Annotated in this window: 18 protein-coding genes; 9 read left to right on the top strand and 9 right to left on the bottom strand. The window is 71.4% G+C overall.

What is annotated here, in order from left to right; translation table 11 throughout:
* Positions 1 to 26: 26 nt before the first annotated feature.
* On the bottom strand, positions 27 to 887 hold the full coding sequence (locus AB0J71_RS30700; protein ID WP_352326887.1) for a RecB family exonuclease: 861 nt from the start codon (positions 885 to 887) through the stop codon (positions 27 to 29).
* A 116-nt stretch (positions 888 to 1,003) separates the two neighbouring features.
* Between AB0J71_RS30700 and AB0J71_RS30705 the strand changes: the two genes are divergently transcribed.
* Complete coding sequence (locus AB0J71_RS30705; protein ID WP_352326888.1) at positions 1,004 to 2,140, top strand: site-2 protease family protein; 1,137 nt, start codon at positions 1,004 to 1,006, stop codon at positions 2,138 to 2,140.
* Between the two features lie 317 nt (positions 2,141 to 2,457).
* A complete protein-coding gene (locus AB0J71_RS30710) occupies positions 2,458 to 3,972 on the top strand; it encodes an FHA domain-containing protein (RefSeq protein ID WP_364417241.1) in 1,515 nt (504 codons plus the stop codon).
* Between the two features lie 323 nt (positions 3,973 to 4,295).
* Here AB0J71_RS30710 and AB0J71_RS30715 read toward each other — a convergent pair whose 3' ends face one another.
* Positions 4,296 to 4,766 carry a hypothetical protein gene (locus tag AB0J71_RS30715; RefSeq protein WP_364417243.1) on the bottom strand — a complete coding sequence of 157 codons (471 nt, stop codon included), beginning with the start codon at positions 4,764 to 4,766 and terminating at the stop codon, positions 4,296 to 4,298.
* Between the two features lie 188 nt (positions 4,767 to 4,954).
* A complete protein-coding gene (locus AB0J71_RS30720; protein WP_352326891.1) occupies positions 4,955 to 6,046 on the bottom strand; it encodes a GNAT family N-acetyltransferase in 1,092 nt (363 codons plus the stop codon).
* A 55-nt stretch (positions 6,047 to 6,101) separates the two neighbouring features.
* Between AB0J71_RS30720 and AB0J71_RS30725 the strand changes: the two genes are divergently transcribed.
* The 6 genes from AB0J71_RS30725 (at position 6,102) to dop (ending at position 15,161) form a co-directional block, all read left to right on the top strand.
* Entirely contained in the window at positions 6,102 to 6,953 is an 852-nt protein-coding gene (locus AB0J71_RS30725) for a tRNA (adenine-N1)-methyltransferase (protein WP_352326892.1), read from the top strand.
* A 204-nt stretch (positions 6,954 to 7,157) separates the two neighbouring features.
* Positions 7,158 to 8,921, top strand: a complete 1,764-nt coding sequence (arc, locus tag AB0J71_RS30730; protein WP_352326893.1) for a proteasome ATPase — start codon at positions 7,158 to 7,160, stop codon at positions 8,919 to 8,921.
* A gap of 146 nt (positions 8,922 to 9,067) precedes the next feature.
* Positions 9,068 to 11,326 carry a carbamoyltransferase HypF gene (gene hypF / locus AB0J71_RS30735; protein ID WP_364417245.1) on the top strand — a complete coding sequence of 753 codons (2,259 nt, stop codon included), beginning with the start codon at positions 9,068 to 9,070 and terminating at the stop codon, positions 11,324 to 11,326.
* Between the two features lie 65 nt (positions 11,327 to 11,391).
* The gene (locus tag AB0J71_RS30740; protein ID WP_364417247.1) at positions 11,392 to 12,411 is read left to right on the top strand and encodes a pyridoxal-phosphate dependent enzyme; all 1,020 of its coding nucleotides are present in this window, start codon (positions 11,392 to 11,394) and stop codon (positions 12,409 to 12,411) included.
* Between the two features lie 66 nt (positions 12,412 to 12,477).
* Positions 12,478 to 13,557 carry an acyltransferase gene (locus tag AB0J71_RS30745; protein WP_364417249.1) on the top strand — a complete coding sequence of 360 codons (1,080 nt, stop codon included), beginning with the start codon at positions 12,478 to 12,480 and terminating at the stop codon, positions 13,555 to 13,557.
* Positions 13,558 to 13,643: 86 nt separating this feature from the next.
* The gene (gene dop / locus AB0J71_RS30750) at positions 13,644 to 15,161 is read left to right on the top strand and encodes a depupylase/deamidase Dop (protein ID WP_352327588.1); all 1,518 of its coding nucleotides are present in this window, start codon (positions 13,644 to 13,646) and stop codon (positions 15,159 to 15,161) included.
* A 25-nt stretch (positions 15,162 to 15,186) separates the two neighbouring features.
* Here dop and AB0J71_RS30755 read toward each other — a convergent pair whose 3' ends face one another.
* The gene (locus AB0J71_RS30755; protein ID WP_352327589.1) at positions 15,187 to 15,591 is read right to left on the bottom strand and encodes a hypothetical protein; all 405 of its coding nucleotides are present in this window, start codon (positions 15,589 to 15,591) and stop codon (positions 15,187 to 15,189) included.
* 149 nt (positions 15,592 to 15,740) lie between these two features.
* Between AB0J71_RS30755 and AB0J71_RS30760 the strand changes: the two genes are divergently transcribed.
* Positions 15,741 to 15,950, top strand: coding sequence for a ubiquitin-like protein Pup (locus AB0J71_RS30760; RefSeq protein ID WP_132622197.1), 210 nt, complete (start codon positions 15,741 to 15,743; stop codon positions 15,948 to 15,950).
* A gap of 97 nt (positions 15,951 to 16,047) precedes the next feature.
* Here AB0J71_RS30760 and AB0J71_RS30765 read toward each other — a convergent pair whose 3' ends face one another.
* Genes AB0J71_RS30765 through AB0J71_RS30785 form a run of 5 tightly spaced genes read right to left on the bottom strand, consistent with a single transcriptional unit; the run spans position 16,048 to position 21,238 of the window.
* Positions 16,048 to 17,082 (bottom strand): DNA polymerase IV, encoded by a 1,035-nt coding sequence (locus AB0J71_RS30765; RefSeq protein ID WP_364417251.1) that lies wholly within the window; start codon positions 17,080 to 17,082, stop codon positions 16,048 to 16,050.
* Between the two features lie 32 nt (positions 17,083 to 17,114).
* Entirely contained in the window at positions 17,115 to 18,161 is a 1,047-nt protein-coding gene (locus AB0J71_RS30770) for an ABC transporter ATP-binding protein (protein WP_352327591.1), read from the bottom strand.
* Entirely contained in the window at positions 18,158 to 18,976 is an 819-nt protein-coding gene (locus AB0J71_RS30775) for a carbohydrate ABC transporter permease (protein ID WP_352327592.1), read from the bottom strand. The genes AB0J71_RS30770 and AB0J71_RS30775 overlap by 4 nt, the downstream gene beginning before the upstream one ends.
* The gene (locus AB0J71_RS30780; protein ID WP_364417253.1) at positions 18,973 to 19,899 is read right to left on the bottom strand and encodes a sugar ABC transporter permease; all 927 of its coding nucleotides are present in this window, start codon (positions 19,897 to 19,899) and stop codon (positions 18,973 to 18,975) included. Before AB0J71_RS30780 ends, AB0J71_RS30775 begins: the two co-directional genes overlap by 4 nt.
* Positions 19,874 to 21,238, bottom strand: coding sequence for an extracellular solute-binding protein (locus AB0J71_RS30785; protein ID WP_364417255.1), 1,365 nt, complete (start codon positions 21,236 to 21,238; stop codon positions 19,874 to 19,876). The genes AB0J71_RS30780 and AB0J71_RS30785 overlap by 26 nt, the downstream gene beginning before the upstream one ends.
* Positions 21,239 to 21,276 lie beyond the last annotated feature (38 nt).

Consider the following 21,276-nt stretch of genomic DNA (forward strand, 5'->3'; position numbering starts at 1 on the left):
AGGATAAGGGGCGGCCTGTCGGAGGGCTACAGCTCGTCGGTGGCCGCGCGCCGGTTGCTGCGCACCGTGTCGCCCGGCTGGCGGTCGGGCACCGGCGGCGGGGTGCCGCCGAACTCCGGGCACAACGCCTGGTGGTCGCACCAGTCGCACAGCTTGCTGCGGCGCGCCCGCCACTCGCCGGTCTCCAGCGCCCGCTCGATCGCCGTCCACAGCGCCATCACCTTGCGCTCGGTGGCCAGCAGGTCGGCCTCGTCGGGGGCGTAACGCAGCACCTCGCCGCGCCCGCCCAGGTAGACCAGCTGCAGCAGCCGGGGCACCTGCCCGCGCAGCCGCCACAGCACCAGCGCGTAGAACTTCATCTGGAACAGCGCCTTGGCCTCGAAGTCGGGGCCAGGCGCGCTGCCCGTCTTGTAGTCGACCACCCGGACCTCGCCGGTGGGCGCCACGTCGAGCCGGTCGACGTAGCCCCGCAGCATCAGGCCGCCCTCCAGCACCGCCTGCACGTAGAGCTCGCGCTCGGCCGGCTCCAGCCGGGTCGGGTCCTCCAGCGTGAAGTAGCGCTCCAGCATCGCCCGCGCCTGCGCCAGCCACTCGGCCTGCTCGGCGTCGTCGGCGAACATCCGCGCGTACTGCTCGTCCTCCTGCAGCAGCCGCTGCCACTGGGGCTCCAGCAGCTCCAGCGCCGCCTGCACCGACCGGCGCGGCGCCGGCAGGTCGTAGAGCCGCTCCAGCACGGCGTGCACCACGGTGCCGCGCACGGCCGCGGGGGAGGGTTTCTCGGGCAGCTGGTCGATGACCCGGAACCGGTAGAGCAGGGGACAGGTCATGAAATCGCCTGCCCGGGACGGGGAGAGAGCTCCGATGATCACCGGTTCGGTCAACGTCATGCACCGCACTCTAGGTCAAGAGCCCGACAGAATAACCCTCGCCGGGACGAGGATCACGTGATCCGGCGCGTAGCATCGAGGCAGCAACAGCACGTAATGGACGTACGAGGAGTGCGGTGAGCGAGCAGAGCCCGCGTCAGGAGTTCCCCGGCCTTCGGATGGGGCGGCCCTTCGGCATCCCGGTGTACGTCTCCTGGACGTGGTTCATCGTCGCTGCCTTCATCACCGTCATGTTCGGCCCCCGCATGCGCGACATGCTGCCCGAGCTGGACAACACCGTCGCCTACGCGGTGGCCTTCGTCTTCGCCGTGCTGCTCTACGTCTCGGTGCTGCTGCACGAGCTGGCCCACAGCGTGCTGGCCAAGGCGTTCGGCCTGCCGGTGCGCCGGATCACCCTCTACTTCCTCGGCGGCGTGTCGGAGATCGAGAAGGAGCCGCCCACGCCGGGCAAGGAGTTCCTGGTCGCCGCCGCCGGGCCGGCCCTGTCGCTGGGCCTGGCCGGGCTCGGCCTGCTCGCCGACACGTACGTGATCAACGACGGCGGCATCGCCGAGGTGCTCATCTGGCAGCTGTGGGTGGCCAACCTCATCGTCGGCGTGTTCAACCTGCTGCCCGGCCTGCCGCTCGACGGCGGCCGGATGCTGCGCGCGGGCGTGTGGAAGCTGACCAGGAACCCCGGCTCCGGCACGGTCGTGGCCGCCTGGGGCGGGCGCGTGCTGGCCGTGCTGCTGGTCGTCCTGCCGTTCGCGACGTCGATGACGAGCGGGCAGGAGTTCGACCCCGTCGAACTGCTGTGGCCGGTGGTGCTGGCCTCCTTCATCTGGATGGGCGCCACCCAGTCGCTGCGCGTGGCCCGCATCCGCGCCCGCATCCCGCAGGTCAACGCGCGCGCGCTGGCCCGCAGGGCGATCCCGGTGGCGGCCGAGACGCCGCTGGCCGAGGCGCTGCGGCAGGCCGCCGAGCAGCGGGCCGGCGCCATGGTGGTGGTCGACCACGACGGACGGCCGGTCGCCATCGTCAACGAGGCCGCCGTCCAGGCCACCCCCGAGCACCGGCGCCCGTGGGTCGACGTGGGCTCGCTGGCCAAGGCGCTCGAACCGACCATGGTGCTGGCCGCCGACCTGACCGGCGAGCCGCTCATCGACGCCATGCGCTCGGCTCCCGCGGGGGAGTACCTGCTGGTGGAGCACGGCGGCGACATCTACGGCGTGCTCGCCACCGCCGACGTCAACCGCGTCTTCACCGGGGTCTGACATGCCCGGCGCGTTTGCGGCTAAGGTCTTGTCCGGCCACTTCCCGTAGCCCGGCGATTTCGATGCCAGGACGGCAGGCCGATAGTCTTCTGTTTGGCCGAGCTTGCACAGTTGACGGGTTGGTCGTGGTCCACCGGTTCATCGAATCGAGACGCCTGGGCCGCGACCCGGCGTCGTCGTCTGGGTATGCGTATGGCTGGTGGCCGGCACGGCAGTGCGGGTGCCGTAATATCGCCGGCTTCCGGGGAGGAGAGTTGAGTGACCGAGCGCAGCGAGGGCACCGATGAGCGCAGCACGGTCGTCATGAGGGAGGGCGCATGAGCGGCCAGGGCTTCGGAGTGGTGCGTCCCCTTCCCGGCGACGGGCTGGTCGCCTACATCGGCGGCCTGCTGCTGGTGTGCGACGCGGGCGAGGCGGCCGCCGACGGCCTGATCGAGGCGCTGCGCGAGACGGCGGCCTCCGGCGGCGACGGCCGGGCGCTGGCCCGCCGCGCGGCGCAGGTGCTGGCCGCCAACATGGCGGGCGACCCGGCCACGTGCGCGGTCGCCGGTCCCGTGGGCGGTGGCGTGGCCGTGCTGGTCAGCGGTTCGGCCTCGGCCTCGGTCAGCACCTCCGGCGGCGAGACGCGCCTGGCCGGCAGCGACTCCCTCACCTGGGCCGACCGGCTGATCAGCGGCCCGGTCGAGCGCGTCGAGCTCACCTTGCCCGGCGCCGGCAGTGCGCATCCCGCGGTCGGCTTCGAGGGGGGCGTCGTCCACGGCGGCGGCCTGATCGGCGACCTCACCGACCAGCCGTCGCATGTCCGTCCCCAGGGGCAGGTGGCGGACCGGTCCAGGCCGCTCACCAGCGAGATGCCCAACACGGCCCTGCACATGGAGCCCGACCTGGCCCCGCCTCCCGAGCGGCCGGTCGAGCGGCCGGTGGAACGGCCCGTCGAACGGCCTCCCTACCCGCTGGCCGACCAGCCGCCGATCGTCCAGGGTCCGCCCTCGGGCGCGCAGGCCGGCGTCCCGCACCCCGGCCCCCAGCCCGGTCCCCACTCCGGCCCGCCGTCGCTGGACCAGCCGCCCTTCGGCCAGGAGCAGGCCCCGTTCGGCCACGAGCAGCCGCCCTACCTCCCGCCCCATGACCAGCCGCCCTTCCTGCCCGCGCAGGAGCAGCCCCACCCCGAGCCCCAGCAGCAGTTCCCGTCCTACGACGAGCTGCCGCCGTCCGGCAACGGCATGGCCGACCAGCCGCAGCAGCACATGGGCCCGCCCGATCACTTCGACCAGCCGGCACCGCCCGTGCTCGGCCCGCCGGAGCACTTCGACCACCCGGGGCCGCCGCCGCAGGAGCAGCAGGGCGACCACGGCGACCGCCCGCTGGTCTACGGGGTCGACTGCAAGAACGACCACTTCAACGACCCCAGGGTGCCCTACTGCGCCGTCTGCGGCATCGCCCTGGTGCAGCGGACGCTGGTGCCGTACAAGGGGCCGCGGCCCTCGCTCGGGGTGCTCATCCTCGACGACGGCACGGCGCTGCCGCTGGAGAGCGACTACCTGCTGGGCCGTGACCCCGAGCGCGCGCCCGAGGTGGCGGGCGGCTCGGCCAGGCCCGCCAAGGTCACCAGCCCCGACGGCTCGGTCTCGCGCCGCCACCTGCGGGTGGCCCTCGACGGCTGGGACGTCAACCTGGTCGACCTCGGCTCGGTCAACGGCACCCAGATCCAGCCGCCCGGCGACCCCAACTTCTATGACATCCCGCCGAACGAGCCGGTCACCATCGCCCCCGGCACGACGGTCCGGGTGGGCGTCTCCCGCACCCTCCGTTTCGAGGCCCACCGGGGCTGATCCCGGCATCCGTCCGCCCGCACCTCTTTCCCGGGGTGCGGGCGTTCGTGTTTCCGGAAAACGCCTTACGGAAATGCGTCGGGAAGGTCTGCTGTCGAATAGCTGAATGGGAATTGCCGGGGTCGGGGGAGTGGGCAAGTAAGGGTATTTCGCGGGTGCTGGGCGATATTTCGGGAAAAGTCAGGACCCTGTCTGCGGCCCTCTCGGAAAGAGAGATCCAGGCCGCCCCAAAGGGGCCGGCCGTGCGAACGGGCCGGCCGTCCCGAGGCGGCGGTGTGTCCCGAGGCGGCCGGGCGTCCCGAGTGGGCTGTTGGGGCGGAGGGTCAGATGGGGCGGAGGGGGCGGACGCCGCGAAGCAGTCGCACGGCGGCCTCCAGTCCGCGGACCCCCTCCACCGCCCGTCCCGCCGCCGTCGCGTACCGGCTCAACAGGTGTTCGTCCCGCTCCTGGAAGCCGCGTCCCGCCACCCACACGAACGCGTGGTCGCGGACCTGCGCCGGCACCGGCACGGCCAGGAAGCCCGGCTCGCCCATCGTCTCGTCCCGCGCCAGCCGTAGCGCCCCCTCCGCGACGGCCAGCTCCTTCAGCACCCCCGACCCCGACAACCACCGCCGCACCCGCAGCGGGTCTCCCGGCGGCGCGTGGACGTGCAACGGACGGGCGTCCCGCCGCAGCACGTCCACGTGGACGAACCCGGCGTACGCGGTGCCCGCCACGGCCGCCGCGCCGCGCGCGAGCCGTTCGATCACGTCGGCGACCTCCAGGCAGGAGAACGCGGTGATGAGTTCACGCATGGCGATATCGACACGGTTGTTTGGCATCGCGGTGATTCCCTCGGTTGGAGGGGGAAGAGATCGCGCGGCCCGATCACGCGAAACTCCGAACGGTGCCCCGGAGTATCACCCTCGACGCGGCTCCTGACTAGCCCTCAACAGGAAATTGCGATTTTTCCGCATTTCGCAGGCAGAGCCGGTGGAGCGGTTCACGACGGGCGCAGCCGCACCCACTCCACGTCGTCCGCCCGAGTGCCGTCCGGCTTCGGGAACAGCTCCCGGTGCAGGCTCTCCCTGCTGAAACCGGCACGTTCCAGCACCGCGTGCGAGGCCGTGTTCTCCACGTCGGTGCCCGCCACCACCCGATGCAGGGCCGTGCGCGCGAACGCCCAGTCGACCAGCAGCCGCACCGCGCGGGTCATGAACCCCCTGCCGCGGAAATCCGGCACCAGCGAGTAGCCGATCATGGCCTGCCCGAGCACGGGGACGACCTGCATGAGCTGGAGGTGCCCGGCGAACGCGCCGGTGGCGGCGTCCCTGACCGCCAGCTCGATCCGCTGCCCGGTGACCCACCAGTAGCCGGTGCAGCGGCAGCGCTGCTCGTCCTCCTCCAGGGAGCCGGGCGGGGTCAGGGAGTAGGCGGTCACGCTCGGGTCGCACATCATCCGGTGGTACTCGGGTGCGTCCTCCACCGCGAGCGGCACGAGCCGCACCACGCCGTCGGTCAGCTCGCCGCCGTCGAAGAAGGGCAGGTACGGCTCCTCGGCCACCGCCGGCTCCCCGGCGATCCGGGCGAAGGACACCAGGTCGACCCACCGCCCGTCGCGCAGCCGCTTGGCCCTGCGCCGCCGGCCCTCCTCGCGGAACCCGGCCCTGAGCGCGACCCTGAGGCTGGCCACGTTCTCCACCTCGGCCTGCAGCTCCACCCGGTGCACGCCCTGGTCGGCCAGCCAGTCGGACACCGCCCTGGCGGCCCGGGCGGCCACGCCCCTGCCGCGCGCCCACGGCGCCACCACGTAGCCGATCTCGACCGTGCCCCAGCGGTCGGGCGGCTGCACCCCGATCGCGCCGCAGTAGCGGCCGTCCTCGGTGACGGCCCACTCCGCGCCGCCCGAGGCCCACTTGTCCTCGGCGAACTTCAGGTAGGCGCGGGCGTCCTCGACCCGGTACGGCGACGGCACCAGCGGCAGATGCCGGGCGGTGACGGGATCGTCCATCATGCGCGCGATCGCCTCGGCGTCGGGGTCGGCGGGCATTCGCAGGATCAGGGGGCCGGTGGAGATCACGTCGCGCGGGAGCATCCCCCATAGATACCGTGCGTCCGGAGGCGTGAGAAACCCATATAACCTTGCCGACATGGGTTTCCGCAGGCATGGGCCGTTCCAGGCAGGGGATCAGGTGCAGCTCACCGACCCCAAGAACAAGCGCCACACGATCACGCTCAAGCAGGACGGCGTCTTCCACACGCACAAGGGCGCCATCCCGCACAGCGAGCTGATCGGGCAGCCTGAAGGCTCCGTCGTGCGGTCCTCCGGCGGCACCGCCTACCTCGCCTTCCGCCACCTGCTCCAGGACTACACGCTGGCGATGCCGCGCGGCGCGGCCGTCATCTACCCCAAGGACGCCTCGATGATCGTCGGCATGGCCGACGTCTTCCCCGGCGCCCGGGTGATCGAGGCCGGCGTCGGCTCCGGCGCCCTGACCTGCTTCCTGCTGCGCGCCGTCGGCCCCGAGGGCCACGTCACCTCCTACGAGCGCCGCGAGGAGTTCTCCGAGGTGGCCCGCAAGAACGTGGAGAAGTTCTTCGGCGACCCGATGGAGGACAACTGGCGCCTGGTCGTCGGCGACCTGGTCTCCTCGATCGACGAGGCCGACGTCGACCGCGTCATCCTCGACATGCTCGCCCCCTGGGAGTGCGTCGACGCCGCCGCCAAGGCCCTCACGCCCGGCGGCGTCATCTGCTGCTATGTCGCCACCACCACCCAGATGTCCAAGACCGTGGAGGCCATTCGCGATCACGGGTGTTTCACCGAGCCTCATGCGTGGGAGACCCTGGTTCGCGACTGGCATGTCGAAGGGCTCGCGGTACGTCCCGATCATCGGATGATCGGCCACACCGGCTTCCTCGTCAGCGCCCGCCGCATGGCAGACGGAGTGACGCCGCCACCGCGACGCCGCCGACCGAAGGGAACCACCGAGGAACTATGACAATTTGGCCACGAGGGTGCGTTGGTGCGTGACACGGGAACAGATCGCCGTGTTCATATGCTGGGAGTATTAAACGCACCATTGGGGATTATTCACCGAATACTGCATGTCACTCGACGAACACTGCCCGGCCAGGTTACGGAGGGGCCCGAGATAGGTAAGGTCCTTAGTAGTCGCCCTCGACTGGGAAGGAGGTGACGGGGCGTGGCAGCTCGCGATGATGCTGAGGCTCGAGCCGCGCAGCGCGAACGGGAGGTCGCTGATCTTTCAACACAGGTCTCCTTCCTGCAGGAGGAGATCACCGCGCTGAGGCGGAAGCTGGCCGAGTCACCCCGTCAGGCCAGAGTCCTCGAAGAGCGTCTCCATGAGGCACAGGCGAATCTCGCGGCCGTGACAGGCCAGAACGAGCGCCTGGTGGCCACACTCAAGGAGGCCCGGGACCAGATCGTCGCTCTCAAGGAGGAGGTCGACCGGCTGGCGCAGCCGCCGTCCGGCTTCGGCACCTTCCTTGAAGCCCGAGAAGACGGCACGATCGAGGTGTTCACCGGAGGGCGCAAGCTCCGGGTGAACGTCAGCCCCGCCGTCGACGTCGACTCGCTGAGGCGTGGCCAGGAGGTCATGCTCAACGAAGCACTCAACGTGGTCGAGGCACTCGGCTACGAAGAGGTCGGCGAGATCGTCATGCTCAAGGAACTGCTGGACGAGGGCAGGCGTGCCCTGGTCATCTCGCACGCCGACGAGGAGCGCGTCGTGCGACTGGCCGACTCGCTGGTCGGCCAGCCCATCAGGGCCGGTGACTCGCTCCTGCTCGAACCCCGCTCCGGCTACGTCTACGAGCGCATACCCAAGTCCGAAGTCGAAGAGCTCGTGCTCGAGGAGGTCCCCGACATCTCCTACGAGGAGATCGGCGGGCTCATGCGGCAGATCGAGCAGATCAGGGACGCCATCGAGCTGCCCTACCTGCACGCCGACCTGTTCCGCGAGCACAAACTCCGTCCCCCGAAGGGCGTGCTGCTCTACGGCCCGCCCGGCTGCGGCAAGACGCTCATCGCCAAGGCGGTCGCCAACTCCCTGGCCAAGCAGGTCGCGGAGAAGACCGGCCAGTCCGGCAAGAGCTTCTTCCTCAACATCAAGGGCCCGGAGCTGCTCAACAAGTACGTCGGCGAGACCGAGCGGCACATCCGCCTGGTCTTCCAGCGGGCCCGTGAGAAGGCCTCCGAGGGCACCCCGGTGATCGTGTTCTTCGACGAGATGGACTCGATCTTCCGCACCCGAGGCTCCGGCGTCTCGTCCGACGTGGAGAACACCATCGTCCCTCAGCTGCTGTCGGAGATCGACGGCGTCGAGGGCCTGGAGAACGTCATCGTGATCGGCGCCTCCAACCGCGAGGACATGATCGACCCCGCGATCCTGCGGCCGGGCCGCCTGGACGTGAAGATCAAGATCGAGCGGCCCGACGCCGAGGCGGCCAAGGACATCTTCTCCAAGTACCTGCTGGCCGACCTTCCCCTGCACCCCGACGATCTGTCCGAGCACGGCGACTCTCGCGAGGCGACGATCCACGGCATGATCCAGAGTGTGGTGGAGCGCATGTACACCGAGAGCGAGGAGAACCGCTTCCTCGAGGTGACCTACGCCAACGGTGACAAGGAAGTCCTCTACTTCAAGGACTTCAACTCCGGCGCGATGATCCAGAACATCGTCGACCGGGGCAAGAAGATGGCCATCAAGCAGTTCCTGGAGAGCGGCCAGAAGGGCCTGCGGGTGCAGCACCTGCTCACCGCCTGCGTCGACGAGTTCTCCGAGAACGAAGACCTGCCCAACACCACCAACCCCGACGACTGGGCCCGCATCTCCGGCAAGAAGGGCGAGCGGATCGTCTACATCCGCACGCTGGTCTCCGGCAAGCAGGGCACCGAGGCCGGCCGTTCGATCGACACGGTCGCCAACACCGGCCAGTACCTGTAGGGAACGTCTGGAAAGGGCCGCGCGGCCGTCCGCGCGGCCCTTTCCATGCCCGCCGGCGGAGCTGGGCACGTGACTTCCTGAGAGGAAGGCCGCGACACGCGTCATCCGGCGTACAAGCCGGCCCGGCGAGGCGCACACTGGGGCCTGTGACCGTCCGTAAACGGGTGGACGTCCGCGTCGAAGGCGTCGTGCAGGGCGTGGGGTTCCGTCCCTTCGTGTATTCGCTGGCCAGCAGGCTCGGCCTGGCCGGCCGCGTGCGCAACGACGTCGAGGGGGTGTTCATCGAGGTCGAGGGCGCTCTGGCCGGGGTCGAGGAGTTCCTGACCGCGCTGGAGCGCGACGCGCCCGCCCTGTCGGAGATCGAGAGCGTCACCGTCGTCAGCGGCCCGCCTGCGGGCCACCGGGGCTTCAGCATCGCCGCCGGCGACCCGGCCGGCCCGCGCCGCGCCCTCGTCCCGGCCGACCTGGCCACCTGCGACGACTGCCTGCGCGAGCTGGCCGACCCGGCCGGACGCCGCCATCGCTACCCGTTCATCGCCTGCGCCAACTGCGGGCCGCGCTTCACCGTCGTGCGCGGCGTGCCCTACGACCGGCTGCTGACCACCATGGCCGGGTTCGCGATGTGCGCCGACTGCTCGGCCGAGTACCACGACCCCGGCGACCGCCACTTCCGCGCGGAGTCCACCTGCTGCCCGGCCTGCGGCCCGGCCCTGCGCCTGCTGGACGCCCGCGGCGCCGAGCTGTGCGGCGACCCGGTCAGCGCCTGCGCGACCCTGCTGCGGGCCGGCCGCGTCGTCGCCGTCAAGGGGCTGGGCGGGTTCCACCTGGCCGTGGCCGCCGCCCACCAGGAGGCCGCCGCGGCGCTGCGGGCCCGCAAGCACCGCGCGGAGAAGCCGTTCGCCGTCATGGTCGCCGACCTCGACCAGGCCGGCCGGCTGTGCGCGGTCGACGGGCAGGGCGCCGCGCTGCTCACCGGCCGCGCGCGCCCGATCGTGCTGCTGCCCCGGCTGCCCGGCGCGGCCGTCGCCGACGCCGTCGCGCCCGGCAGCCGCGACCTCGGCCTGATGCTGACCTGCACGCCGCTGCACCACCTGCTGCTCGCGGAGCTGGCCGAGCCGATGGTGCTGACCAGCGGCAGCGTCGGCGACGAGCCCATCGCCTACGAGGACGCCGACGCGATCACCCGGCTCGGCGGCATCGCCGACGCCTTCCTCGTCCACGACCGGGCCATCCACGTCCCCGCCGACGACTCGGTGCTGCGCCCCTGGTCCGGGGGGCACACCGTGCTGCGCCGCGCCCGTGGCCACGCGCCCGAGCCGCTCACGCTGCGCCGTCCCGCGCCCCGCCCGGTGCTGGCCTGCGGCGCCGAGCTGCGCAGCACCTTCTGCCTGGTACGCGGCCGGCGCGCGTTCCTGTCCCAGCACATCGGCGACCTGGACGACCAGGAGACCCTGCGCTCCTTCGTCGAGGGCATCGACCACTTCTGCGGCCTGTTCGACATCCGTCCCGAGGTCGTCGCCCACGACCTCGACCCCGGCTACCTGTCCACCAGGCACGCCCTGGAGCTGACCGGCGTCGAGCTGGTCGGCGTCCAGCACCACCACGCCCACATCGCCTCCTGCCTGGCCGACAACGGCGAGACGGGCCCGGTGATCGGCGTGGCCCTCGACGGCCCCGGCCACGGCCTGGACGGCACGCTGTGGGGCGGCGAGTTCCTGCGCGCCGACCTGACCTCCTTCCACCGGCTCGGCCACCTGGCCCTGGTCCCGATGCCCGGCGGCGCCGCCGCGCTCCGCCAGCCGTGGCGCATGGCCGCCGCCTACCTGCGCGACGAGCACCCCGGCCTGGACGTCGTGCGCCGCAACGCCGCCCACTGGCCGGACGTGCTCGCCCGGACCCGCACCGGGCTGGGCGCGCCCATGACCTCCAGCGCCGGGCCGCTGTTCGACGCCGTCTCGGCGCTGCTCGGCATCCGGGACGCCGTCACATACGAGGGGCAGGCGGCCGCCGAGCTCGAACAGCGCGCCGACCCGGCCGAGAGCGGCTCGTACCCGGCGACCATCACCGAGGGCGACCTGCTCGTCGTGCACGCCGCCGACCTCGTCCGGGCCGCCGCCGCCGACGTCGCGGCCGGGATCGCCACCGGCTCGATCGCGGGCCGCTTCCACAACGGCGTGGCCGACGCCGTCGTGCGCTGCTGCGTCATGATCAGGGACGGCGCCGGCCTGAACACCGTGGCGCTGTCGGGCTCGGTGCTGCAGAACGCGCTGCTGCTCGAACGGGCCGTCGAGCGCCTGCGCGGGGCCGGGTTCCGGGTGCTCACCCACACCCGGGTGCCGCCCGGCGACGGCGGTCTCAGCCTCGGCCAGGCCGCCGTGGCCGCCGCCCGGGACCGCTCCTCGTGACATGCGGCCGGGCGCGCCCGCCGGGTGCCGGGGAACGCCGCCCGGCCCGTCCTAGCATGGCGATCATGCACTTCTTCAACCCCGGCCGCACGCCCTACGCCGAACGCGACCGTGAGCTGATCGGCGTGGAGCACGCCCGGCTCGCCCGCGCCCACTTCGCCCGGCACCCCGCCTACCGGCCCACGCCCGTGCACACCCTGACCGATCTGGCCGGGGCGGGCACCGTGCACGTCAAGGACGAGAGCGGACGCATGGGCCTGGGCAGCTTCAAGGCGCTCGGCGGGGCCTACGCCGTGCACCGGCTGTCCGAACGCGACGGCGGCGGCACGACGTACGTCTGCGCCAGCGCCGGCAACCACGGCATCTCGGTCGCGGCCGGGGCCAGGGAGCTCGGCGCGCACTGCGTCGTCTACCTCAGCGAGCAGGTGCCCGAGCCGTTCGCGCACCGGCTGCGCGCCCTGGACGCCGAGGTCCGCCGCGAGGGCGGCGACTACGACGCCAGCCTGGCCGCCGCCCTGCACGCCTCCCAGGAGCACGGCTGGCGCCTGGTCGCCGACACCTCCTGGGAGGGCTACGACGACATCCCCCTGGACGTGATGCGCGGCTACACCGTCCTGTTCGACGAGATCGAGATCCCGCCCACCCACGTGTTCGTGCAGGCCGGGGTGGGCGGGCTGGCCGCCGCCGCGGCCGGGTACACGCGCGACCGCTGGGGCGAGCAGCCGACGATCGTCGTCGTCGAGCCCGACGGCGCGCCCTGCCTGCTGGAGAGCGCCCGCGCGGGACGGCCGGTGCACGCGACCGGCTCGCCCACGCGCCTGGGCCGGCTCGACTGCCTGGAACCGTCCCTGATCGCCTTCGACCTGCTGAGCCGCCAGGCCGACCTGTTCGTCACCGTGGCCGACGAGCAGGCCGCGCAGGCCGCCGCGCTGCTGGCCGAACGCGGGGTGCCGCTGTCGGAGTGCGGCGCGGCGGGGGCCGCCGGGCTGCTCGCCCTCGACCCGGGCACCCGCGAGGCGATCGCCCTCGGCCCGGCCGCGCGCGTGTTGCTGGTGGGAACGGAGGGACCGGTGGAACCAAAGTGATCAGCGGGTCGTCAAAGGGGCGTGCATCAAGCTAACCGGCCAAAGCATGCTCGGGGAGACGGCCGGTTGGCCGAGCTCGACCTGCTGCGCTTCCTCGCCGCCCTGGCGGTCGTCGCCTTCCACTACCTGGTGGCCTTCGCCTCGGTCTGGGGGGCCAGGCCCGCCGCGCTGTTCCCCGCGCTGGCGCCCTTCGCCGGGCTGGGCATCCTCGGCGTGGAGCTGTTCTTCGTCATCAGCGGGTTCGTCATCCTCATGACCGTGTGGGGGCGGGGGCTGGGGGCGTTCGCCCGGTCGCGGCTGGTGCGGCTCTACCCGGCGTACTGGCTGAGCCTCGGCGCGGTGGCGGCCCTGTACGGGCTGACCGGCGCGACCGCGCTGGACCCAAAACTTTCACCAGGCCAGTACCTGGTGAACGCCACCATGTTCCAGCGGCTGTTCAAGGTGGCCGACGCCAGCGGCGTCTACTGGTCGCTCTGGGCCGAGCTGCGGTTCTACCTGCTGATCGCGATCCTGGCGATCGTCGGCGTCACGTACGGGCGCGTGCTGGTCTTCTCGGGCGTCTGGCTGGCCGCCGCGCTGGCCGCCAGGTTCGTGGAGAACGATCTGCTCAAGGAGATCGTCATGCCCGACTACGCCCCCTACTTCGTCGCCGGCATGGCCCTGTATCTCATCCACCAGAACCGCAAGGCCCTGCTCCCGTGGCTGTACGTGGCCGCCGGATACGCCATGGCGGTCCCCGCCGCGCTGGGCCGCGTGCACCGCCGGATCGACGCCGCCGGGTTCAAGAACATGCCCGTCACCGACACCAGCGTGATCGTCACCCTCACCCTGATCTTCGCCGCCATGGCCCTGGTCGCCCTCGGCCTGATCCGCCTCAAACCCTCCAGGACGCTCACCGCGCTGGGCGCCACCACTTACCCGCTTTACCTCTTCCATGGGGTCGCCGCGGCGGCGCTCATCCCGCTGCTCACCGGCGACCTGCCCCCCTGGGCGGTGGCCCTGGTCACGACTCTGGCCGCCGTCGTGCTGTCGTATCTGATCTACTCCTTTGCCGAACGGCCGATCCAACGACTCCTCAAGCCCCGCAGATCACCGCAAACCACAACAAGCTCCGCCGTACAGATTCAGAAGGCGTCGGTGCCATAACTCTGTGGCCTCGGGGCACTGTGAAGGGCATAGGCTCGGGCATATAAACGGCGGATAGGCAGATCCGGACGAACAGAGGGTGTTGCATGACGGTGCGTCGGGTGATGGGCATCGAGACCGAATACGGCATCTCCGTACCAGGTCAGCCAGGCGCCAACGCGATGGTGACCTCCTCCCAGGTCGTGAACGCCTACCTGGCCGCCTCGGCGGCCCGCGCGCGCAGAGCGCGCTGGGACTTCGAGGAGGAGAACCCGCTGCGCGACGCGCGCGGCTTCGACCTGGCCCGCGAGGTCGCCGACCCCAGCCAGCTCACCGACGAGGACCTCGGGCTGGCCAACGTCATCCTCACCAACGGGGCCAGGCTCTACGTCGACCACGCCCACCCGGAGTACTCCTCGCCGGAGTGCACCAACCCGCGGGCCGCGGTCATCTGGGACAAGGCCGGCGAGCGCGTGATGTACGACGCGGCCACCCGCGCCTCGGCGATCCCGTCCAACGCGCCGATCCAGCTCTACAAGAACAACACCGACGCCAAGGGCGCCTCCTACGGCTGCCACGAGAACTACCTGATGCGGCGCGCCACGCCGTTCGCCGACATCGTCCGGCACCTGACGCCGTTCTTCGTCTCGCGGCAGGTCGTCACCGGCGCGGGCAAGGTCGGCATCGGCCAGGACTCCCGCGGCGAGGGCTTCCAGATCAGCCAGCGCGCCGACTTCTTCGAGGTCGAGGTCGGCCTGGAGACCACGCTCAAGCGGCCCATCATCAACACCCGCGACGAGCCGCACGCCGACCCGGAGAAGTACCGCCGGCTGCACGTGATCATCGGCGACGCCAACATGTCGGAGATCTCCACCTATCTCAAGCTCGGCTCCACCGCGCTCGTCCTGGCCATGATCGAGGAGGGCTTCCTGACCCGCGACCTGGCCGTGGAGAACCCCGTCCAGTCGTTGCGGGCGGTCAGTCACGACCCGACCTGCCGCTACGAGATCCCGATGCGCGACGGCCGCAAGCTCACCGCCGTGCAGCTCCAGATGGAGTACCTGGAGCAGGCCCGCAAGTACGTCGAGGAACGCGGCACCGCCCAGGACGAGATGAACAAGGACGTCCTCGACCGCTGGGAGTCCGTGCTCACGCGCCTGGCCGAGGACCCGATGCAGCTCTCGCGCGAGCTCGACTGGGTCGCCAAGCTGGAGCTGCTGGAGGGCTACCGCACCCGCGACAGCCTGCCCTGGTCCCACCCGCGGCTGCAGCTCGTCGACCTCCAGTACTCCGACATCCGCCCCGACCGCGGCCTGTACAACCGGCTCGTGGCGCGCGGGCGCATGCAGCGCCTGATCAGCGAGGAGGAGGTCGAGCGCGCGATCGAGCTGCCGCCGACCGACACCCGCGCCTACTTCCGCGGGCGCTGCCTGAGCCAGTACAGCGAGTCGGTGGCCGCCGCCTCCTGGGACTCGGTGATCTTCGACATCCCCGGCCGGGAGTCCCTGCAGCGCGTGCCCACGCTGGAACCGCTGCGCGGCACCAAGGCGCACGTCGGCGAGCTCTTCGACCGCTGCCGCACCGCGGCCGAGCTGGTCGCGGCGCTGACCGGCAACGGGGAGTAGCCGGAGCCCCGGGCCGTCCCGGGGCTCACAGCAGGCCGATGCCGAGCGTCAGCGTGCCCGCGGCCAGTGACGCGCCGCCCACGGCGGTCAGCCAGATCAGCCGGTTCGGCTTGGTGTCGCGCGGACGCAGCACCGACAGGAAGAAGCCCAGCGGCATCAGGATGGGCGCGGCCACGATGAGCGTGCGCGTCAGCGCCTTCACGCCTTCGGACAGGCTCGCCTGGTCCACGTACACCATCGCGACCAGGCTGAACAGCACCAGGACGCCCGCGTGCGCGTGCCCGGCCCGCCACAGGCCCCTGCGGACGGGGTTGTCCAGATAGCCCGGCTCGTTGCGCATGAGGAACCGCAGCAGGGTCACGCCGCCGAACGCGACGCCGGGGACTGTGATGAGGAGCACACCTGCCGTGTGCAGCGACGAAGGTGACATGTCGGGATCTCCTTGTGTATAGGTGGATCCATTATTGGATAGGAGTGCTATCCAGTCAAGCCGCCAAGATCGCAGGGTGTTCGACGCGAAATGTCGTCCGGTTCGGGGAAGATATGCCTTGGAGGCAGTCCCCCAAGCGGAGGTAGGACATGGCAACCAAGGACACCGGCGGGCAGAAGCAGACCGGCCGGCGTGAGGCCGAAGTTGAGGAGACCGAGGCCTCGGCGGCGCCGGACGTGCAGGAGCGACAGGAGAAGCTCACTGACGATGTGGATGCGATCCTGGACGAAATCGACGAAGTGCTCGAAGAGAACGCAGAGGAATTCGTGCGTTCCTATGTGCAAAAGGGTGGCGAGTAGGGCCAGTAGGGCCTTGTCCTCACCGCTCTGACCATGGGGAAGGATGAGCCCCGGCCGATGCGGCCGGGGCTCACTCCTCGGACCAGCCCAGTGCTGTTCAGTCGGGCGCCGTGTAGTCGACCGCCACGCCGAGCAGCCGGACCGGGCGGTCCAGGTCGAAGCGGCCCAGCGCGGCGAGCGCCGCCTCGGTCAGCACGCCGGCGTCGGCCGTGGGCTCCGGGAGCGTGCACTGCCGGGTACGGGTCAGGAACGGGGTGAAACGCACCTTGACCGTCACCCGCGCGCAGAGACGCCCCGCCGCCACGGCGTCGCGGGCGACCTGCCCGGCCAGATCGGCCACCTGCCCGGCGACGGCCTCACGATCGGTGAGGTCGCGGGGGAAGGTGATCTCGCGGCTGTGACCGCGGGCCACCCAGGGAGCGGTGTCCACCTCGGCCTCGCCCTTGCCGAGGGCCAGATAGCGGTACCAGGGGCCGTTCACCGGACCGAAGGCGCGGGCCAGCTCGGCGGGGTCGGCGGCGGCCAGGTCGGCGACCGTGCGCAGGCCGAGCCCGGCGAGCTTCTTCGCCGTCCGGGCGCCGATGCCCCACAGCGCGTCGGTCGGCCGGTCGTTCATCACCTCCGCCCAGTTCTCGCCGGTCAGGCGGTAGACGCCGGCCGGTTTGGCGAAGGCCGAGGCCAGCTTGGCCTGGTGCTTGTTGTCGCCGATGCCGACCGAGCAGCTCAGCGTGGTGCGGTCGAGCACGACCCGCCGCAGGTCGGCCGCCAGCGCCTCGGGGTCGTCGGTCGTGGCGCCGACGAACGCCTCGTCCCAGCCCCAGACCTCCACCAGCACCGGCAGCTCGCGCAGGGCGGCCATGACGCGCTCGGAGGCGGCCTCGTAGGCGGGCGGGTCGCTGGGCAGGAAGACGGCGTCCGGGCAGCGCCGCAGCGCCGTGCGCAGCGGCATGCCGGAGCGCACGCCGTGCGCGCGGGCCTCGTAGGTGGCGGTCGCGGCGACCGTGCGCGGCTGGGCGGGGTCGCCGGAGCCGCCCACGACGACGGGCCTGCCGCGCAGCTCGGGATGGCGCAGCAGCTCGACGGCGGCGATGAACTGGTCGAGGTCGACGTGCAGGATCCAGGCCCTGGCCATGGGTCCAGTATGCGAGGCGGGCCGCCCCGGGGTCACAGCAGCCGGTCGTCGCGGTAGACCAGGGCGCGGCGCGGCACGGCCCAGCGGGCGGCGCCGAGCGGCGGCTCCTCGCCCTCCGGCACGACGGCCTGGATGAGCGCGTCCGGGGACTCCAGGGTGATGAGGGTGTGGGTGCCCATGTTCTCCAGGACGGAGACGACGCCGGGGAAGGCGTCCGGGCGCTCGGCGGGGGACAGGTCCATGTACTCCGGGCGTACGCCGTACGTCACGGGGACGTCGTCGTCCGGCGTCAGGCCCTCGGGCAGCGGGAGCAGGGCGCCGGCCACCTTGAGCCCGGAGCCGGTGACCTCGGCGGGCAGCAGGTTCATCGGGGTGGAGCCGATGAAGGAGGCCACGAACGTGGTGGCCGGCCGGTGGAAGATCTCCGCCGGCGTGCCCACCTGGATCATCGAGCCCCTGGACATGACGGCGATGCGGTCGGCCAGCGCGAGCGCCTCGGCCTGGTCGTGCGTGACGAACACGGTGGTGACGGCCAGCTCCCGCTGCAGCCGCTTGAGGAAGGTGCGCGCCTCCAGGCGCAGGCGGGCGTCGAGGTTGGACAGCGGCTCGTCGAACAGGAACGCGGCCGGGTGGCAGGCGATCGCGCGGGCCAGCGCCACCCGCTGCTGCTGGCCGCCGGACAGCTCGGACGGACGCCGCAGCAGCAGCTCGGTGAGGCTGAGCCGGGCCGCGACCTCGGCTGCCTTCTCCGCCCGCCGGGCGCGGGGCACCTTCCTGATGCGCAGCGGGTAGGCGATGTTGGCGGTGACGTCCATGTGGGGGAAGATCGCGTAGTCCTGGAAGACCATGGCGACGTCGCGCTCGCCCGGCGGCAGCGCGGTCACGTCCTTGCCGTTGATGGCGACGGTCCCGGAGGTGGGGGTCTCCAGGCCGGCGATGCTGCGCAGGAGGGTGGTCTTGCCGCAGCCGGAGGGGCCGAGCAGGGCGAAGAATTCGCCGTCCTCGATGGTGAGCGCGAGGCCGTCGAGCGCGCGTACGCCCCCGGGGAACACCTTGGTCAGGCCGTGCAGGGAGATCAACGCTTGATTCCTCCGTGGAAGCGGAAACCGTACCGCTGGGAGACGAACAGGTACATCAGCACCACCGGCAGGGAGTACAGCAGCGAGAAGGCGGAGATGAGGTCGAGCCGGGGCGCGCCGCCCTCGGTGTAGAGCGTGTAGAGGATGATCGAGCCGGGCGCCTTCTCGGGGTCGCGCAGCAGGATGAACTGGAACAGGAACCCGCCCCACACGCTGGCCAGCGCCCACACGGCGATGGTGGCCAGCCCCGGCCGGACCAGCGGAACCACGATGTGCCGCAGGATCTGCAGCGACGAGGCGCCGAAGACCCGGGCCGACTCCTCGTAGGAGGTGGGCGTCTCGTCCATGAAGTCCTTGAGGATGAAGATGGCGGCCGGCAGCAGACCGGCCGAGACCACGAGGACGACGCCGAGATGGGTGTCGATGAGACCGAGCCGGGTGGCCAGCTCGAAGATCGGCACCATCGCCGCGGTGCCGGTGACCACGGACGACAGCAGCAGGAGCAGGTAGAGCAGCACGTCGCGGCCGGGCAGCCGGACCCGCGACAGGGCGTAGGCGGCCAGCGCCGACAGGACGACGACCAGCACCGCCGCCCCGCCCCCCTGGATCAGCGAGTTGCGGATCGAGCCCAGCGCGTACGGGTTGTCCAGGACGGCGGCGAAGTTGCGCAACGTGAACTCGGGGATCGACGTGGTGATCGTCGGCGTGGCGTCGAAGGGCGCGCTGGCCAGCCAGAGCATGGGCAGCGCGAAGAAGGCCAGGACGACGGCGACGAACACGGTGGCGGCCAGCCGTCCGAGCGTGTGGCGGATCATGCGGGCGGTCCTCCGGCGGCGGCGACCTCCCGGGTGCGGCGGCGTCCGCGCAGCAACCGCAGGTAGGCCAGGGCGAAGACGAGGTTGATCAGCAGGATGAGGAAGGAGATGGCGGCGCCGACGCCGAGCCGGCCGTCCTGGAGCGCGACGCGGTAGACGTACACGGGCAGGATCTCCGAACGGCCCTCGGGCCCGCCGCCGGTCAGCACGAACGGCGTGAAGTCGTTGAACGTCCACAGGCTGATCAGCAGCAGGTTCGTCAGGACGTGCCGTCTGATGGCCGGCAGCACCACGTCGCGCAGCTGCTGCGGCACGCTCGCGCCGGCCAGCCTGGCGGTCTCCAGGTGCGAGGGCGGCACGTTCTCCAGGGCTGCCGAGTAGAGCATCATCGAGAACGCGGTGCCGCGCCACACGTTGAAGACGATGATCGACAGCAGCGGGTAGTCCAGCAGCCAGGCGAACCCGGGCGTGTGCAGCAGGGCGTTGAGCGTGCCGTCGTCGCGGTCGAGCAGCGCGAACCACAACATGCCGACCACGGTGCTGGGCAGGATCCACGACAGCAGCACCGCGCCCTCGACGACCCGGCGCAGCGGGCCGGTGCGCGAGCGCAGGATCCAGGCCAGGGCGAAGCCCAGCCCGGCCTGCCCGACGACGGCCGAGCCGCCGACGTACAGCAGGGTGAGCCACAACGAGGACAGGAAACGCGGGTCGGCGAGCGCGGCGGTGTAGTTGTCCAGGCCGACGACCCGGGGGTCGGCGGCGGCCAGGCCGGTCAGCCGGTAGTCGGTCAGGCCGAGGTAGATGGTCCACAGGGCCGGGAAGAGCAGGAAGACGCCGATCAGGACCAGGGCGGGCAGGACGAACGCGACCGCCCTGCCCCGGCCCAGCCCCGCGGCGTCAGCCGCCGACGTTGGCCGCGCCACCGACCAGTCCCTCCAGCTTGCTCCGGTACGCCGCGGCCGCCTCGTCGGCGCTCTTCCCGGCCACGACGGCCGCGGTGGCCTCCTGCAGGGCGGTGGAGACCTGCGGGTAGACGGCCAGGCCCGGCCGGTAGGCGGTGATGGGCAGCACCTCGTCGGCGACGAACTTGAGCATGGGGTCGGCGCTCAGCACCTCTTCGTTGACGTCGGTGCGGGCGCTGACACGGGCCTGCCCGGCCAGCTGCGACTTGGTCGCGGCGGCCGAGTGCATGAAGGCCAGCAGCTCCCAGGCCGCCTTGGGGTTCTTGGAGAAGGGGTTGAGCACGCGGACGGCCCCGCCGGACATGCTGACGAAGTCCTGGCCGCGGATGCCGCCGCCGGGCTGCCTGGCCGGGATCTTGGCGTAGCCCACGACCTGGTCGCGGTCGGGCATGGGGGCGACCCCGGCCTTGGGCTCGATGACCGAGCGCCAGAAGTAGTCGCTCTCGGCCAGGATGGCGATCTTGCCGGCGGCGAACTGCGCGAAGGACTTGTCGCGGCCCTTGGCCTCCTGCTGGAGCTTGGGGTCGCCGAGCCCGCTGCCGCCGTAGATCTGCTGGTAGAAGCCGAGGACGTCCTTGACGGCCTGGGAGGCGCCGGTCCACTTGCCGGAGGTGTAGATCTCCGCCCCGGCGCCGGCCAGCAGGGGCAGCACGCCCTGCATGGTGGTGGCCTCGCCCATGGCGGTGCCGGCGTCGATCTGGACGGGCGTCGGCACCCCGGCCGTCTTGAGCTTGACGCCGGCGTCGATGATCTGCTGCCAGCTGGTCGGCTGCCAGGTCTCGGGCAGCCCGGCCTTCCTGAACAGCGCCTTGTTGTAGAACAGCACGCGGCCGTCGGTGCCCTGGGGCAGGCCGTACTTCTTGCCGTCGAAGATGCCCAGGCCCTGGACGGCCTGCGGGATCTGCGACCAGCCCTCCCACTGCTCGACGCCGGCGCCGCCGACCTCGGTGAGCGGCTTGATGTATCCGGCCTGGGCGAACTCGCCGACCCAGATGCCGTCGAGGTCGATGACGTCGGCCCCGGTCCTGGACTTGAGGTCCAGAGCGATCTTGGTCTTGTACTGCTCGTCGTCCACGCCGTTGCCCTGGAAGAGCACCTTGACGTTCTGGTGGGTCTTCTCGAACTCGGGGATGACCCACTTCTTGATCCAGGTGGCGGACTCGGAGTTCTTGCCGCCCTCGATGGAGTTGGCGGTGATGGTGAGGGTGATGCTGCCCCCGGACTGGTCGCCGGAGCCGCAGGAGGTGAGGGCCAGGACGGCTGCTGCCGCGACGAGCGCGGGCCGGCTGGGGAGTCGCAAGTCGGCCTCCTGTTCAGGACGTGCAGACATACCGACAA

Source organism: Nonomuraea sp. NPDC049637 (assembly GCF_040675235.1).
Classification (GTDB): Bacteria; Actinomycetota; Actinomycetes; order Streptosporangiales; family Streptosporangiaceae; genus Nonomuraea.

Excerpts from the sequence above, each read along its gene's own strand:
- AB0J71_RS30700 (WP_352326887.1), bottom strand. The coding sequence starts at position 887 with ATGACGTTGACCGAACCGGTGATCATCGGAGCTCTCTCCCCGTCCCGG.
- AB0J71_RS30710 (WP_364417241.1), top strand. The coding sequence starts at position 2,458 with ATGAGCGGCCAGGGCTTCGGAGTGGTGCGTCCCCTTCCCGGCGACGGG.
- AB0J71_RS30715 (WP_364417243.1), bottom strand. The coding sequence starts at position 4,766 with ATGCGTGAACTCATCACCGCGTTCTCCTGCCTGGAGGTCGCCGACGTG.
- AB0J71_RS30720 (WP_352326891.1), bottom strand. The coding sequence starts at position 6,046 with ATGCTCCCGCGCGACGTGATCTCCACCGGCCCCCTGATCCTGCGAATG.
- AB0J71_RS30725 (WP_352326892.1), top strand. The coding sequence starts at position 6,102 with ATGGGTTTCCGCAGGCATGGGCCGTTCCAGGCAGGGGATCAGGTGCAG.
- AB0J71_RS30740 (WP_364417247.1), top strand. The coding sequence starts at position 11,392 with ATGCACTTCTTCAACCCCGGCCGCACGCCCTACGCCGAACGCGACCGT.
- dop (WP_352327588.1), top strand. The coding sequence starts at position 13,644 with ATGACGGTGCGTCGGGTGATGGGCATCGAGACCGAATACGGCATCTCC.
- AB0J71_RS30755 (WP_352327589.1), bottom strand. The coding sequence starts at position 15,591 with ATGTCACCTTCGTCGCTGCACACGGCAGGTGTGCTCCTCATCACAGTC.
- AB0J71_RS30760 (WP_132622197.1), top strand. The coding sequence starts at position 15,741 with ATGGCAACCAAGGACACCGGCGGGCAGAAGCAGACCGGCCGGCGTGAG.
- AB0J71_RS30765 (WP_364417251.1), bottom strand. The coding sequence starts at position 17,082 with ATGGCCAGGGCCTGGATCCTGCACGTCGACCTCGACCAGTTCATCGCC.
- AB0J71_RS30775 (WP_352327592.1), bottom strand. The coding sequence starts at position 18,976 with ATGATCCGCCACACGCTCGGACGGCTGGCCGCCACCGTGTTCGTCGCC.